The 13,881-nt window shown below is 45.6% G+C and carries 16 protein-coding genes; 7 read left to right on the plus strand and 9 right to left on the minus strand.

The features are described 5' to 3' along the window. The first annotated feature begins 98 nt into the window (after nucleotides 1-98). Both ABDW36_RS21445 and ABDW36_RS21450 read left to right on the plus strand, forming a co-directional pair. Nucleotides 99-1,097: a hypothetical protein gene (locus tag ABDW36_RS21445; protein WP_343703977.1), complete on the plus strand. Its 999-nt coding sequence runs from the start codon at nucleotides 99-101 to the stop codon at nucleotides 1,095-1,097. Between the two features lie 333 nt (nucleotides 1,098-1,430). Further along, nucleotides 1,431-3,434, plus strand: coding sequence for an AIPR family protein (locus ABDW36_RS21450; protein WP_343703978.1), 2,004 nt, complete (start codon nucleotides 1,431-1,433; stop codon nucleotides 3,432-3,434). Nucleotides 3,435-3,643: 209 nt separating this feature from the next. Here the strand turns inward: ABDW36_RS21450 and ABDW36_RS21455 are convergent, their stop codons facing one another. From ABDW36_RS21455 to ABDW36_RS21465, 3 genes are all read right to left on the minus strand, one after another. Next, the gene (locus ABDW36_RS21455) at nucleotides 3,644-4,660 is read right to left on the minus strand and encodes a hypothetical protein (protein WP_343703979.1); all 1,017 of its coding nucleotides are present in this window, start codon (nucleotides 4,658-4,660) and stop codon (nucleotides 3,644-3,646) included. A gap of 109 nt (nucleotides 4,661-4,769) precedes the next feature. Beyond that, nucleotides 4,770-5,111: a YegP family protein gene (locus ABDW36_RS21460; protein WP_343703980.1), complete on the minus strand. Its 342-nt coding sequence runs from the start codon at nucleotides 5,109-5,111 to the stop codon at nucleotides 4,770-4,772. Nucleotides 5,112-5,211: 100 nt separating this feature from the next. Then, the gene (locus ABDW36_RS21465; protein ID WP_343703981.1) at nucleotides 5,212-5,436 is read right to left on the minus strand and encodes a helix-turn-helix transcriptional regulator; all 225 of its coding nucleotides are present in this window, start codon (nucleotides 5,434-5,436) and stop codon (nucleotides 5,212-5,214) included. A 234-nt stretch (nucleotides 5,437-5,670) separates the two neighbouring features. Here ABDW36_RS21465 and ABDW36_RS21470 point away from each other — a divergent pair, with 234 nt between their 5' ends. After that, complete coding sequence (locus ABDW36_RS21470; protein WP_343703982.1) at nucleotides 5,671-5,961, plus strand: hypothetical protein; 291 nt, start codon at nucleotides 5,671-5,673, stop codon at nucleotides 5,959-5,961. A 148-nt stretch (nucleotides 5,962-6,109) separates the two neighbouring features. Here ABDW36_RS21470 and ABDW36_RS21475 read toward each other — a convergent pair whose 3' ends face one another. Then, a complete protein-coding gene (locus tag ABDW36_RS21475; protein ID WP_343703983.1) occupies nucleotides 6,110-6,319 on the minus strand; it encodes a hypothetical protein in 210 nt (69 codons plus the stop codon). Nucleotides 6,320-6,500: 181 nt separating this feature from the next. On the opposite strand from ABDW36_RS21475, the gene ABDW36_RS21480 reads away from it, so the two are divergent. Together ABDW36_RS21480 and ABDW36_RS21485 are read left to right on the plus strand one after the other, a co-directional pair. Next, the gene (locus ABDW36_RS21480) at nucleotides 6,501-7,259 is read left to right on the plus strand and encodes a hypothetical protein (protein ID WP_343703984.1); all 759 of its coding nucleotides are present in this window, start codon (nucleotides 6,501-6,503) and stop codon (nucleotides 7,257-7,259) included. 44 nt (nucleotides 7,260-7,303) lie between these two features. Beyond that, nucleotides 7,304-7,510 carry a hypothetical protein gene (locus ABDW36_RS21485; RefSeq protein ID WP_343703985.1) on the plus strand — a complete coding sequence of 69 codons (207 nt, stop codon included), beginning with the start codon at nucleotides 7,304-7,306 and terminating at the stop codon, nucleotides 7,508-7,510. A gap of 62 nt (nucleotides 7,511-7,572) precedes the next feature. Here the strand turns inward: ABDW36_RS21485 and ABDW36_RS21490 are convergent, their stop codons facing one another. Genes ABDW36_RS21490 through ABDW36_RS21500 form a run of 3 tightly spaced genes read right to left on the minus strand, consistent with a single transcriptional unit; the run spans nucleotide 7,573 to nucleotide 10,174 of the window. After that, nucleotides 7,573-8,232 carry a hypothetical protein gene (locus ABDW36_RS21490; protein WP_343703986.1) on the minus strand — a complete coding sequence of 220 codons (660 nt, stop codon included), beginning with the start codon at nucleotides 8,230-8,232 and terminating at the stop codon, nucleotides 7,573-7,575. Further along, nucleotides 8,174-8,971, minus strand: a complete 798-nt coding sequence (locus ABDW36_RS21495) for a hypothetical protein (RefSeq protein ID WP_343703987.1) — start codon at nucleotides 8,969-8,971, stop codon at nucleotides 8,174-8,176. Before ABDW36_RS21495 ends, ABDW36_RS21490 begins: the two co-directional genes overlap by 59 nt. 18 nt (nucleotides 8,972-8,989) lie before the next feature. Beyond that, on the minus strand, nucleotides 8,990-10,174 hold the full coding sequence (locus ABDW36_RS21500; RefSeq protein ID WP_343703988.1) for a hypothetical protein: 1,185 nt from the start codon (nucleotides 10,172-10,174) through the stop codon (nucleotides 8,990-8,992). A gap of 261 nt (nucleotides 10,175-10,435) precedes the next feature. Between ABDW36_RS21500 and ABDW36_RS21505 the strand changes: the two genes are divergently transcribed. Further along, a complete protein-coding gene (locus ABDW36_RS21505; protein ID WP_343703989.1) occupies nucleotides 10,436-10,627 on the plus strand; it encodes a hypothetical protein in 192 nt (63 codons plus the stop codon). Between the two features lie 60 nt (nucleotides 10,628-10,687). Here ABDW36_RS21505 and ABDW36_RS21510 read toward each other — a convergent pair whose 3' ends face one another. After that, complete coding sequence (locus ABDW36_RS21510) at nucleotides 10,688-11,293, minus strand: Crp/Fnr family transcriptional regulator (RefSeq protein ID WP_343703990.1); 606 nt, start codon at nucleotides 11,291-11,293, stop codon at nucleotides 10,688-10,690. Between the two features lie 346 nt (nucleotides 11,294-11,639). On the opposite strand from ABDW36_RS21510, the gene ABDW36_RS21515 reads away from it, so the two are divergent. Then, nucleotides 11,640-12,569, plus strand: coding sequence for an alpha/beta hydrolase (locus tag ABDW36_RS21515; protein WP_343703991.1), 930 nt, complete (start codon nucleotides 11,640-11,642; stop codon nucleotides 12,567-12,569). A 105-nt stretch (nucleotides 12,570-12,674) separates the two neighbouring features. On the opposite strand, the gene rsgA is transcribed toward ABDW36_RS21515, so the two are convergent. Beyond that, entirely contained in the window at nucleotides 12,675-13,736 is a 1,062-nt protein-coding gene (gene rsgA / locus ABDW36_RS21520) for a ribosome small subunit-dependent GTPase A (protein ID WP_343703992.1), read from the minus strand. Nucleotides 13,737-13,881: the final 145 nt, after the last annotated feature.

The raw sequence follows: 13,881 nt of genomic DNA on the forward strand, positions 1-13,881 counted from the left end.
TAAAGGCTTGTTGACTGAATTTGCACTTGATACCCCAGACTAATAAACAATAGAGTTTTTATCCCCATATATCCCTAACACTCAAATCCCCCATTTTTATGAAATCAAAATATCAAATGTTAACTGTTGCATTAAACATGGTATGTTTATGTATGTGTCTCCCGCTAGTCACTTTTGCTCAAATGAAACAGCGTTTTAAATATCAGATAGGGAAGGATTCTTACCCAATAAATTATCTTGTAAAGGATACTACTTTTTGCTCAGTAAAGCAAAACGGAGTTAAGGCAATAGCCCAAATAAACATTAAGGAATATGTTTTGAATGCTAAGAGCAATATCATAGTTGATACAATTGCTAATGAAACATACCCTATTATATCGGAGAAAGTGCCGAGATTATCTCTTTGCAGTCGAAAACTTGTAGGAGACCTTATCCAGAAAGATGATATTTCCGGTAGGGTTTATATAAGTTTCTGGGGTATTAAATCACAAACAGAGCCAGCTAACTGTAAACCTAAAGATGGTATGCCTGCGGAATACATACACAGTGGACTGAAGTTGGGTGAGTTTTTTTATCAAATCTCAACGCAAGATTCACTCAACCACATTAGACAGTATATTTCAGTTCCATTCTCAAATAGTGAAATAGGCATAATTAGCATACCCTTTAAATACCGATTTAGCTATAAAAAGGATTCAGTACATGTGCCAACTGAATCATCAAGTTCCTTAAACCTGGGAGCCTATTTTGGATTCCGTTGGGGAGTAACGCGCTTCTATGTGGACAGAACGAAAACCAAGAACGCCCGACAATGGGTTGTCGGCTTTTTTGCCGCACCTACTCTTTTAGCTGTATCGTCTGATAATAGCTTTCCTACACAAGATTCAATATTAAAAAAGCAGATTGCAGCCAAGCCTACACAACTAGGGTTGAGTACAGGCATCGCTATAGTAAAAAGTTATGGTGATTTGAATATTGGGTTATTTGCAGGAACAGATATTCCACTCACTAAAATTAGCAGACAATGGTATTATGCCTACAAGCCTTGGATAGGGTTTGGAGTGGGGTATAAACTGGCCATGCTTGGTGAGAAATAATAACATTCAATCCACGTATGTACTTTTTTTGAAAGTAAATTGTCTGGGATAAAATTTCTACCGACCAATTCTGAATGGAAGCCTAGCGTTTTAGATATAACAACTTACGCCAGGCTTCCTGTCTTTTTACGCAGCTACGGTAGTGTTGTCCATAGCGGTGGCGCTAGGAGCAATTGTTCTATTTGATGGTTTGATTGATTACCTGGAGATTTGGTCTTATGGTGGTATATGCCCATCTAAAACCGCGTAATTCCTTCCTATTATTTGTAAAAATAAAAGACTTCACTTATTTTCGACTAAAATATATCCCTTTACCTTAAATAACAAATTTCAATGACAAACGAACCAATTATCAATGCCAGGTTTAAAAAATTTAGAGATAACTATGGCCTTAATAATATCGCTGATGGTGAGGCATTTGAACAATTTGTAAACTCGGGCATTCTTACTCAACATCAGCCCGATGCATTCTCTGCTGATTCAGAACTTTTAGAAAAGATTTGTGTAGGTGGGCCGGAAGATACTGGGATTGATGGTGCCGCAGTGAAAGTAAATGGACTTTTGATAAAAAGTATTGATGAAGTAGACGATATAATTCAAAAGTATAGGCGCATTAATATCGAATTTATATTTATTCAGTCTAAATATAAACCTAACTTCGATGCTGCGGAACTTAATAGTTTTATTGCGGGAGTGAGAAACTTTTTGTCGAATTCCCCTACACTGCCGATGAATGAGAAAATCAAGGAAACGATAAAAATAAAAGAGTATTTATTAAGCGATGAAATTACCTTTAACTGGAACAATCCCCCAACAGTAAGAATGTATTATGTTGCAATGGGAAAATGGAGAAATAATCAGCATCACATGGCTTTAGTAGAACAGGCAAAGAATGATATTTTAACATTGAAAACTTATGACAAAGTAGATGTACATTTTATTGATAGTGACTCATTTCGAAGTATTTTAGATAGTAATGAAAATAACTTTACTGCAATTATTGAAACCATTGGAAGCATGGAGTTAACCTTTGTGGATAAAGTAGATAACTCATGTATTACATTGTGCTCAGCAGAAGAATTTTCCAAGATATTGACTACAGAGGAAGGTGTAATTAGAAAATCCCTTTTTGACGATAATGTTCGAGACTACCAAGGTGAAAATACTGTTAATAATGAAATATTTGAAACGATTCAAGATGAACCTCAAAAATTCATCTTACTTAACAATGGGATTACGATAGTATGTGAAGAGTTCACTTCGAATAATAGAAAGCTAAAAATTATAAACCCTCAAATAGTAAACGGTTGTCAAACTAGTCACGTAATTTTTTTAGCAAAACAAAAGGGACTGAATATATCTAATGTTCCGCTTAATGTTAAGATAATTGCAACAAAGGACAGTGATATTTCAAATGAAATAGTTAAAGGGACCAATAGGCAAACCATCGTTTTAGATGAAGCATTTGAAGGGACAAAAAAATTTCATAAAGACCTTGAGGCATTTTGCAATCACTACATTGCCGAATTTACTGACAAGATATATTATGAAAGGAGAGCAAAGCAATATGCTCATAATCCCACAATAAAACAAGTACAAAGAATCAACTTGAGAATTCTGACCCAATATTTTGTTGGAATGTTTTTAAACAAACCACATCTTTCACATAGGCACGAATCTTTTCTATTAAGAGAATTCTCGAACATAATTTTCCAAGAGACTCAATCTAAGCTTCCGTATTTCACTACTGCCTATTCATTTTACAAGCTTGAAAAATTATTTAGAGAAGAGCGTTACTTTCCTGAATTGAGAGCTTATAAATCACAATTATTAATGCTTTTTAGGCAAGCTATAGCTGGAAATTGTCCTAATCTTAATTCTGAAAAACCAGTTGATGAACACTCTTTAAAAATAATAACGGTCTTAAAAGATGATAAATTAACAAGACAAAAATTTTATGAAGTAGGTACAATATTTAAAACAGCGGCATCTATATGGATCGATCAATTAAATAAAAGCAAGTTTGCGATGAAAGATGTACCAGACTTCACGCAGTTACTTTTAAAAGAGGTGAGGAAAAAATTTACTGTGCAACAAGACACAATTTTAAACGATGAGAACTTTTTTTATAAAGGGCCAGTTATAAGAACTATGCTTGATAGATATGGGAACTATTGCGGATTCATTAAGCGATATCCAAATAATATTTTCTTTCACTCAAATCAGAATAAGAATTTAGATTTCAAAAATATCAAAGGAAAATTCGTTGCATACAAAGTTTCAACAAGCCCTAAAAATAATATGCCTTTGGCGATAGAGGTCAATTTGGAAAAGTAGTACAAGGACTTTACCTGTTTACTGTTATCCAGTTAAAGTAAGGTAGCCTAGCAGTTTGATTTCAATCTTAGAATAAGACGATGTTCAGAACTCTACATCAGAAACAGAACCTCTGGTTTTCAATGACCTTTAACTGGATAACTGTAAAAAGTTTTGGTGAAAGGGGGGTATTTTAGAAATTGTTTATTCGAAAGCATTACGCAGGAATGCTAGTTTGACCCCTTATTCTCGGAAACAAATTTCGTGATTTCAAAGAAACCTGAGTTTGATCCTTCTGCTTGCTTGCTGGACAGATAGCCTGTCGTATTATACTCATATATTGCTTTTGCAACCTGTAACATTAGCGCATTTCGACTTGCCATATCTTCAGAGTTAATAGAGCTTGAAAAGAGCTTGTAAGAATTCAAAGCATTTTTTCTGTGACTGTTAACCGTTTGCAGATGTTTCGCAATAGAGAATTGCTTAAAGTTGAATGAAATTAAATAAAGCCCTATGGAAACAACGATAATTTTTGACACAAGATTAGAATAATTGATTGTACTTAACGATTTGTCTAGCCCGGGCTGGTATATATTCATTAAGTCAATATTGCTTGATATAATGATGAATATTATGAACGCAGTAACAATTGAAATAGAGCTGATAAACCATATTCTTGAGATTTTTTTATTAGCGAGTTCCTCTTTCTCAAATATTTTTGCATAGTTTGAAACAACTTCTTCTGACGCCTTTTTACTTAATTCATTAAGGACGTCGTCAGCCTGCTTTAACTTATGTTCGACTTGAGAATTTAGATAGTTATTTTTTTCAAGGATGCTTTCTTCAAGTGACATAGAATTAGAACTACAAATTATAGCCGAGATAGTAGGCATCGTTTTGCTGCCGCTTGAAATTTCAAAGAAAGTAGAATAATATGCATCTAATCTGCCCAAAGCTGTACCCAAGGATGTTCTTTGATCCTGCGGGGTGTTATCAGTGAGTGTTTTCTTCAGGAAAGAAATATTATCCAGGTAGGTGTCAACAATTTCTTCTAAATTTTTTGTGAGAGGAGCGGGAGTGCCATAACTCAGCGCCGCAGCTGTGGCCCTTTGGATATAAGTATGAATTACAGATAGCTGATTTGTAATTTTATAGGCGTTTTCCTTGAAACTATCTGGAATTGATGATTGTCCGAGAATTTCAGCAATGTTGATATCATTGAATTTTTTAACAGTTTCTTTATTCATAAGTATTGGATATTATTGGGATTGCTTTGCTGTTTTAAGGAATATGTGGAGTGGTAGGCTTGGCAGATGATATCACAAAGATTACTCTACAAGCCTACCAAGTAGTTCTTTAAGCAGCCTTAGAACTTTCATCTACAATATTTGCGTCCGGCGCATTCCTCTTCACCGACTCAATACCGCCATCCCTTCCAGACGCAGTCTCATACAATTCACTAGTCCCAATAGTTTGCCCATTGGAAGCTTTTAGATTGAAAAAATGCTTACCATTGCTTGAAGTCTTTTTTTCATAATTAGCGTCTAATTGCGAGTTCGTTCTAACAGACTCAATCCCGTTCAAACAACTTGCTTTAGCGGAGTAACCTTCACTGGTAAGAATCGTCTCACCATTATCCGCCTTGAGATTAAACTGAAATTCCCCATTACTTCTTTTGGTAATTACAAACTTTCCCATAGTTATGGTTTTTAGGGTTAAAGAATAAAATCAATATACTTCAAATCGCTGAATATTCCAGCAGCAGTGAATGTTAATATCATCTTACAGCTCTATTGATTTAGAAAGGATCCTCCGGAAGAAAATCTCTAGGGGAGCACTCAAATATCTTAGCCAGCTCATTAATCTGCGCAGTACTATACTTATCGATGTATTTAGGGCTTTCTACATTCCCAATAAACCCTTTGGAAACACCCAATCTTTCCGCCAATTCGTCCTGGCTCATCTTTAAGGCCTTTCTCTTTTCCCTTACTACGTCAATTATGTACTGATCTATCGGTGCCATGGCATTTCTTGTTTAAGGGCAAGAAAGATTTTGGCAGATTATTTTCCACCCAGATATTCTGAGTGTTTGTATTTTGCTTATTTTTGTAGAGACTGAGTGACGCCCTCAATCAACTGAGCGGTCAATTCTCATTTTGAAAGTACAACTTTTATTGTTTTTTAAATCATTGCGGTAGGTTGATAGACTATATGCTTATGAATCTACTACAAGTGTTAACCTGAAAACCAAAGAAAGATGAGTCACAACAACCAATCACAAAACGATCTTCCGGTGAAGGGTTCTTTATCACAAATCTTCGCCAGCCTCAACCTCATCACCGCTTCCATAGAAGCCCGTATCTGCATCACCTGCGGCTGGGATGATGATGACCTGGAATATTTCTGCCGCCATACAGATGAAATCCCCGAAGCGCAGAAGCATCAGATCAACAACATCATCACTTCAGAGCTGGCAAAAAGACTCATAGCCGCCCCCGCCATCCCAACAAACATTCACATATCAAACAGTCCCGAAATCTCCCACTAACCCTAACCTCCCCAAAACAGGACTGTCCCAAATGTACCTTACCCCCGAAAACGCCCAAAACATACACTCCCTACGTACCATCCTGGGAGTATACTGGAGGTATACTGGAAGTAAGGTGCAAGCAAGGTGCAAGTAACGTACTAGCATCCTACCTTTTGCGTAGCTCCGCCCGTACTTCTTCCTCGTCCATGCCCGTGAAGTAGCAGAACTCCCGCAGGGTCACAAAAGCCCCGCGCGGCTTGCCCAGCGCCCGCCTGATCTGCCGCAGCAGCTCCGAGGCGGAACGCTCGCATTTGCCGATGAGGTTCTCTACGTCTTTCGGGTAGATCACGATCCTTTCTGGGTATAACTTGGCCATATTATGTGGATAAAAGTCCGGATTCCGGCAAAAACCGGTAATACCGGCAAAGTTGTTTGTTGGCGGGAATGAGCGCCGGTAGTTTCGATGTGTAATTACGTTGCACCTGATCAGTGCAAAAACGCTCAAAGGGCTTGGCGATGAAAAAAGCCCGCATCGTAAACTTCAAAATTTTACAACTATGCCAAAACAAAAAGGGATACTTCCCATTCAGGGTACCACGGGTAACCTCACATTCTACAAAACGAAAGACGGCTATGCCGTACGCGCAAAAGGCGGGGTAGACGCCTCCCGCATCCTCAACGACCCGAAGTTTGCCCGCACCCGTGAAAACGGGCGGGAGTTCGGCCGGGCCGGCAACGCGGGCAAGGTGTTGCGCGATGCCATGAAAACGGTGGTCAAGCGCGTGGGTGACGGTAGTCTCGTAAGCCGCATGAGCCGGTTGTTCAACCGCGTCATCAAAACAGACGGCGTTAACCTGCGCGGCGAGCGCAAGGTAACGGAAGGGGAGCTGGGCTTCTTCAAAGGCTTTGAGTTCAATGCCAACAGCCCCATGTCTACCACGCTCTACGCGGCGGTAACGGGCGCTATAGACCGCGCTTCCGGCACGGCTACGGTAGAGATACCGGCCATGATACCAGCCAAATTCATGGCGGTACCGCCCGGCGCCACGCATTACGTGCTCACGGCGGCTGCTGCGGAGGTAGACTTTGCCGACGGCTCCAGCGTAAACGCCATCGCCGCCACGGCAGAGCTGCCCATCACGGAAGTGGAGGCGGCCCCCGTCAGCCTGACCCTGAACCTGCCTGCCAATAGTGATAAACCCCTGTTCCTGGCGCTCTGCATAGAGTTCCTGCAGGAAGTGAACGGGCGGTTCTATGGCTTCAACGCGGGCGAGTTCAACGCTATGACCATGTTGACTGTCAATGCCGCTGCATAATTGGTGTTGTTTGTTGTTTCTATTCACTTTAAAACCGTTTTGTTATGAACATTTTCCAAAGACTGACGGCCCCCACGCCGCTATTTTTCCAGAAGCTCCGCAACTGGGGCCTGGCGCTCACCGGCCTTAGCGCCTACATACTGGGCTTGCCCTTTGCGCTGCCGGAGGAGATGACCTCCCTGGCGGGGTATATAGCCGTGGCGGGCGCGGTGCTCTCCGGCGTAAGCCAAACGGCGGTGGAGCAGGAGTGATCTGGCAATCGGCCAACTTAGAGGCAGGCCCCGGCAACGCGCCGGGGCCTTTTTTTGCCCCCTTAGCGCCGCTTGTCTGGCGATTCTTCGTGAAAGGCTACCAGGTTGAGCATTTCCCGCATGCGGCTGCGCAGGCGGTTGCCATAGGTCTCTTCCAGCTCCGCGGGGCCCAGGTTGGTGGTGAGGTGGGTCACAATGCCGCGGTGAACAAAGGCCTCGTAGCGGTTAAAGAGCACTTCCGCCATTACGTTGCATTCGCTTTTGTAGAAGTAGCCCTTGGGCTCCAGCCCCAGGTCGTCAAAGCAGTAACAATTCCATGGCAGCGTGTCCGAGCCGGGCAGGCAGCTGTACCGGTGTATGATGCCGTAGCCGGACTCGGCAAAGCGGGTCACCACGTTGCGGCAGGATACAATGCCGTATTGCAGCTTTTCTGGCAGCAGGCTGCGCAGTATGTGCAGCAGCGAGCTTTTGCCGCAGCCCACGGGGCCGCATACCAGCAGCCCTTTGTGCAGCTGCAGGCCTTCCTGCGGGGCCAGGGCTTCGTCTGCCATGAAGTAGGTGATGAGCTTCATCACCACGGCGCGGTCTACGTCCTGTACGGCGTATTGCGGCCCGTAGAGCTTCTTGCCGCGTTCCTGTACCAGGTGCAGCAGATGAACGTAGTCATAGCGGGTCTGAATAACGCTGCTTACGGGCGTTGAGGCGTGTGGCTGGATTGTCATGCGTGTTGGGTTTAAAGTTTGGAACGTTCAGCATCCATTTTTCCGCGGCGGCTTGCCAGTTACGGATGGGCAGGCCGTTGCTCTGGCGCCAGCCGTTGGCCTGGTAGTGGCTGAAAAAAAGCTGGGCCTGGGCACGAGGGTAACGCATTTCCCGGAACCAGGCGGTTACTTCTTCGGCGCCGGAGGGCTTTTTCAGTCCTGTTTTTTGCTTTTCGGGGGGAGGGAGTGCGCTGTTTTTAGGGTTTGTTTTGTTTGTATGTTTATTTAAGCGTCCCGGTTTCGGGACTGCGGCGGTCCCTTTTTCGGGACTGTGCTGTCCTGTTTCCGGGACTGTTTCAGGCCCGTTTTCCGGACTGCCGGACGTATCTGGAAAAGGAGGGTAGGCCGTCAGTTCCTCAAACGAAATGGTGTTGACGGAAGCAAAGGGAAGTATATGCACTTTGGCCATGCCGCCCCGCTTGGCGGAAGGGTAGTAGCGGATGTAGCCGAAGGCGTGCAGCTCTTTGAGCGTTTTGGTGTAGCTGTCTCTGGAGCCGATGTGGCTGGTGTCCAGCACCTGCTGCCGGTAAATCACGAACGGGTTCACAAAGAAGTTCCTGTTCCAGCAGCCGAACAGCGTAACGTAGAGGCTTACATGCGCGGGCTTCAGCCGCGGGTCTGTTTCCATGGCGCTGATAAAACCGTTCATGTGACGGAGGTAGTTGGCCGGTACGTGTGCCGGCGTGAATTTTCTGGGCATAACAATCGGGTTTAGAGGTTACTGATGCGGGTCTAGCAGCCGCTTTACATTGTGTTCGGAAATAACCGGGTTGGCGTGGTAGGCGGCGGAAAGGATCTCGTACAAATACCGGCCGCCTTTGGCGGGCTGAAAAAAGGTGCAGGCAAAGTTGAGCAGCACGCCGGGTTCCATACCGGCCACTACCTGGTGCTCCTGCAGGTAGCGCAACAGGTAGCCCAGCTTCTCCGGCGGCAGGTTGACCTTGAGTTGCTGCGGGCGGCCTTCCGGCGGCAGGGCTTCTCCAAGGAAGCGGCCGGCGCTGAGGCGGAGCTTCAGGCCGTCAAGGTAATCTGTGAGGCGGCGCATGATGTAGTCTTTCAGTGGCGGCTCGTCAAAAAAGGCAGGCGTGGTGGAGCGTTTCCGCTGCCTTATGCGGTTGATCACCTTCACCATGGCGGTAATCTGCTCTTGCAGCGGCAGCTCCCGGAGGGACTCAATTTCCTGGTAAAAAGTGAAAGCGGCATACTCTTGCCAGTTGAAGTTGTTGTTCCACAAATGCGTGTGCAGCGTGGATACCAGCTCATCTTGCGGCACCTTGCCGTACAGGGCATTAAAAGCCCCCACGGCAACGGATTCCATGTACTCCATTTCCCGGTAGCTCATCTCGCCCAGAGGGCGGCCGGTGTCATCAAAATCGAATGGCTTTTTCAACCAGTTCAGTTCTTCTATCACTTCAGCGGGGAAAGGATTGCCTTCCATCAGGTTATCCCACATGCTGCGGTAGCTGGTAGTGCGTTTGAAATAGTAGATCCAGGGCATCATGCTGTCTTTGTCTATAAACCCGGAGAAAAGATCTACCAGCAGGTCTAGTACCGTGCAAATCATTGTACAGGCCAGGCGGCAGTATCTCAGTAATTCTTCTGGTGTGCTGTCTGCTTCCGGCTCTGCCGGGGCCTTCTTCGGCCTGAGCTCAAACTCATATGCAAAAAGGACAAGTTCCACCGGATTCTGTATGGCACGGACGATTTTTACCATGTTGCGGTCAATACGGGGCGACTTGAACAATTCTTCCAGGTAGGCCGTACACTCGTTGGCTTCTTTCCGTATCGTGGCCAGCTTTGAAGGAATGTCATCCAGATCGATGGCAAACAGGTGATCGCGCGGAGAGTCGGCGCCAGGGTCTAAAAAATTGCGTGTTTGTTGAAAAAAATCGCGGAGTTTCATGGGTGGTATTTTTTAGGTGAGGAAATAATATGCAATAGTCTGCCCGGCGGCCTTTTGAGGCTGCATCTCACGGGATTATAGCAATGTTAGACGGAGCAGGCTGTCAGGTGGTATTCAGGCAGATGTTCGCTATCGTGTTAGTATCAGGTGTATCTCGCCTTGGGTTATCTGCCAATACCGGGTTTCGAAATGACTTTGTTGCAGTCAAAAATAAAGTACGAATGCTATTCAAAAAGTTAACATTTATTAACTTCCGTCATATTGCAGCAATGGAAAAATGAAGAAATACAGCTCAATACCGGGGCGTCTGCCGATTTGATTGGCAAAGCGGAAGCCGCCACCAGCTTCGTATTTCCCAAAGAGTTCAAAAGGTTATACATGGAAGCTGATGGTTTCCAGAATTTCGGCTGGAGCAAAACCATGTTTTCTGTCTGGCCGCTGGAACGGATTTAAATACTACGGAACAGAGGAGCACACCCTCATTGCGGATACATGAGTACCTGGGATGTTAAATTATTTCTCCCCACCTTCCCGCAACATCTTTGCCTTCACCCTGCTAAATGTCTGCAATTCCATACCCAGGAAAGAGGCCATGTGGTAATTGTTCACCCGTTCATACAACTTGCGGTAGTTCTCAAACATGAATGCGCACCGCTCAGTGGCGGTCATGAACCGCATGCATCCTCTTTCATCTGACTCCGAATAATAATACTCCGTGAGCCTGCTCCGCAAATCTTTAAACTCCGGGTACCGCCTGCCAATTTCTTCCTGGTTTTTTTTAGGCATCACAATACATTGGGTGTTCTCCAGCGCCACGATGCGTTGATTGCTGGGCTGGTCAAAAAAGAAGCTGTTGACGGAAATGAACACATCGCCTTCCATCATCAGCCAATGAATGTACTCCTTGTTCCTCAGCTCAATGTTGATGGCAGTAACGCCGTTGGTAATGAAATACACATGTTCGCAAACATGTTTGTAGGGAAGGATGGTCTCGTCTTTCTTGTAGGTTTCCAGGTAGGTGGTGGCCATAATTTCTTCCTTCACTTCCGGGGGAAAGGTGTACCCCAGCTGGGCAAAACACTCAAAAAGCATGGTGAACTCACGTTGGTTTGAATGCATAGTTATATGGTTTGGTGAATGAATGCTGTGCGGAAGGTTAACTGTGGGAGATGCGAATATAAGCTTTTTCTCAGTGATGCAATTGCCTGGAATATGCTTCGCCAAATCCGTAATATATTACTGATTTGCTTGTTTACGGAAGAACAAGTAACAAAAATCAGGCGTAATCGGTAATATATTGCGGATAGATGGCGGTTACAGTATTCCGTAAATGACAATGAAAGCCCCCCGTTACAGGGTGCGTGATTGATGCGGCGACGATATGAACTTTTGACATTGCGATTTTTAATATTAATTTGCGATCACATAATGTTACTCCCGGCATCTCGACCCATATCAGAACTATATGCAACTTACCAATATCTTACCCATGGCTAAAAAGTGTTTAACTTTCCTCGCCCTGCTACTGCTGTCCTCCGGCGGTTACGGCGCCATCCGCGCGTTCCATGCCGACAGCTCCATTACAACATCCGATGGGGTGAAGCTATACCTGAAAGCCAGCGGGAAAGGAAGCCCCTGCATCTTTATCCATGGCGGGCCTGGCGCATGGAGCAAGTCTTTTGAAGTGCTGGGCGGAAATGCCCTGGAAAGTACGCTTAAGATGTATTACTACGACCAACGCGGATCTGGACGTTCGGAAAATTCGGCAAATGGCGATTACAGCCTCGCCAGGATGGTGGAAGATATCGAAAACATCCGGCAGGCAGCCGGGGCAGCGCAGGTTTACCTGATGGCTCATTCCTTCGGAGGAATACTGGCCTATAACTACGCGCTTCGTTATCCGGGCCACGTAAAAGGGTTGATGTTCCTCAACGCCACGCTGAGTATCAACAACTCGCTGCAAAGCCAGATCGCCTTTGTCAATAGCAAACTGGGCACCAGCTTTCATGCCGGTGATTCTGCAGCGGTGGTGACAACTTATTCCAAGGCCATGACCGCACTGCGCGGAAAAGGACTGGGCTACCAAATGTTGTCTGACAAGGAAGCAAACGTAAAGAAACTTGATAGTGTAGACAATTGGGCCCAACGGAATTATACTTTCGGACGGGCAGCTTTGGGCATGGCGGAATACTTCACCGACTTTACCCAATCCACCGGCCAGCTTAGCCTGCCCGTGCTGGTCATTTCCGGCGCGGCAGACCATAACATTGGGCCGGATCACTACAAGCTGTTCCGTTTTCCAAACCAGAAGGTCTTCGTCATCCAGGGAGGGCACATGCTTTATTTTGAGAACAATGCCGCTTTCGTGGATGCTGTAGCCGGCTTTGTGCGTTAAACGCGTAACGATCTCTGCGGAATGGCATGTCATGCATATCTTATACGCAACCATAAAATAGCGGCCTGTATATTTACAGGCCGCTTTGTTTTCATCATCCGGCTATCAATACTTCCTGTCTTTGCGGTGCCTGGATACCTGTTTAGCTATTTTAGCGAACTGCTTTTCATTCCGCCGCTTTTCCGCTTCGCTGGCCTGGAAGTGGTATTGTTCACGCAATAGCTTCAGGTAGCTGCGGTATACCGGCTCAGGCAATATGCCCTTGCGAACAGCGGCTATAACAGCGCACCCAGGCTCATGCTGATGGGTGCAATCGCCAAACCGGCATTGCGGCGCCAGCTCATCTATCAGCGGGTGATGCACGCCTTCGCTTCCGCTCTCTCCAGTAACCCCGAACTCACGCATGCCCGGCGCGTCAATGATCATGCTGCCATTGGGAAGCAGTACAAGGTGCCTGGCGGTGGTGGTATGTTTTCCTTTGCTGTTGGCGGTACTGGTAGCGCCTTCTTCCTGCAGCCTGTAACCCAGCAGGCTGTTGAGCAGCGTGCTTTTGCCTACGCCTGAAGAGCCCAGCAGGATGTAAGTGTGTCGGGGCAGGAGGTATTGGCTTGTCCATTCTTCTTGCTGCGCCTGGTTCAGCGCGCTGGTGAGCACCACCGGGCAGTTGTATCCCAGTTCCTGTACCGCCTGCCGGTACGTTTCCGGATCGGGTACCAGGTCTGCCTTGTTGAGAATGACAACGGGCTGAATATGGCATTGCACTACCTGTTGCAGGTAGCGTTGCAAGCGCATGAGGTTGTAATCCCGGTCAAGCCCCTGCACAATAAACGCCGCGTCTATGTTGGCTGCCAACACCTGCCGGGTACTTTGCGTACCGGGCGCTTTGCGGCTGAGCTCGTTGATGCGCGGCAGTGTATCGATGATAATACCTTCTTCATCGTACCGTTTCACCAGCACCCAATCGCCTACTTTGGGATAGGCCTCCGGTTCGCGGCTGTTCATCAATGCGCCGGCAAGTTGCGCTTCCAGGTTGCCTGTTTCAGTGGTGAGCAGATGTTTAAATCCTTGTATAGACAGCACTCTTGCGGCTTCGAGATGCTGAGATGTATTTGTTTCGAAATGACGCATGAAATGCTCATTCCATCCGTACAGTTGTAATGCCGACATGGTATAACAATTCTGTCTTGCGTATGCGGACAAGCATAGCAAGGCGGGTCCAATAAATTAATTGAAGACTTTCAACGCAGGTAGCCGGGAGTATTAAAGCGGGAATGCTTTGTGGGCCTGCGTTAGGCTGCAATGATCGACAGCT

This window comes from Chitinophaga sp. (genome assembly GCF_039596455.1).
Taxonomy (GTDB): domain Bacteria; phylum Bacteroidota; class Bacteroidia; order Chitinophagales; family Chitinophagaceae; genus Chitinophaga.

Coding starts and splice junctions, on each gene's coding strand:
- ABDW36_RS21515 (WP_343703991.1), top strand. CDS start 11,640: ATGCAACTTACCAATATCTTACCCATGGCTAAAAAGTGTTTAACTTTC.
- ABDW36_RS21495 (WP_343703987.1), bottom strand. CDS start 8,971: ATGCCCAGAAAATTCACGCCGGCACACGTACCGGCCAACTACCTCCGT.
- ABDW36_RS21490 (WP_343703986.1), bottom strand. CDS start 8,232: ATGACAATCCAGCCACACGCCTCAACGCCCGTAAGCAGCGTTATTCAG.
- ABDW36_RS21510 (WP_343703990.1), bottom strand. CDS start 11,293: ATGCATTCAAACCAACGTGAGTTCACCATGCTTTTTGAGTGTTTTGCC.
- ABDW36_RS21475 (WP_343703983.1), bottom strand. CDS start 6,319: ATGGCCAAGTTATACCCAGAAAGGATCGTGATCTACCCGAAAGACGTA.
- ABDW36_RS21455 (WP_343703979.1), bottom strand. CDS start 4,660: ATGAATAAAGAAACTGTTAAAAAATTCAATGATATCAACATTGCTGAA.
- ABDW36_RS21485 (WP_343703985.1), top strand. CDS start 7,304: ATGAACATTTTCCAAAGACTGACGGCCCCCACGCCGCTATTTTTCCAG.
- ABDW36_RS21470 (WP_343703982.1), top strand. CDS start 5,671: ATGAGTCACAACAACCAATCACAAAACGATCTTCCGGTGAAGGGTTCT.
- ABDW36_RS21460 (WP_343703980.1), bottom strand. CDS start 5,111: ATGGGAAAGTTTGTAATTACCAAAAGAAGTAATGGGGAATTTCAGTTT.
- ABDW36_RS21480 (WP_343703984.1), top strand. CDS start 6,501: ATGCCAAAACAAAAAGGGATACTTCCCATTCAGGGTACCACGGGTAAC.
- ABDW36_RS21445 (WP_343703977.1), top strand. CDS start 99: ATGAAATCAAAATATCAAATGTTAACTGTTGCATTAAACATGGTATGT.
- ABDW36_RS21450 (WP_343703978.1), top strand. CDS start 1,431: ATGACAAACGAACCAATTATCAATGCCAGGTTTAAAAAATTTAGAGAT.
- ABDW36_RS21500 (WP_343703988.1), bottom strand. CDS start 10,174: ATGAAACTCCGCGATTTTTTTCAACAAACACGCAATTTTTTAGACCCT.
- rsgA (WP_343703992.1), bottom strand. CDS start 13,736: ATGTCGGCATTACAACTGTACGGATGGAATGAGCATTTCATGCGTCAT.
- ABDW36_RS21465 (WP_343703981.1), bottom strand. CDS start 5,436: ATGGCACCGATAGATCAGTACATAATTGACGTAGTAAGGGAAAAGAGA.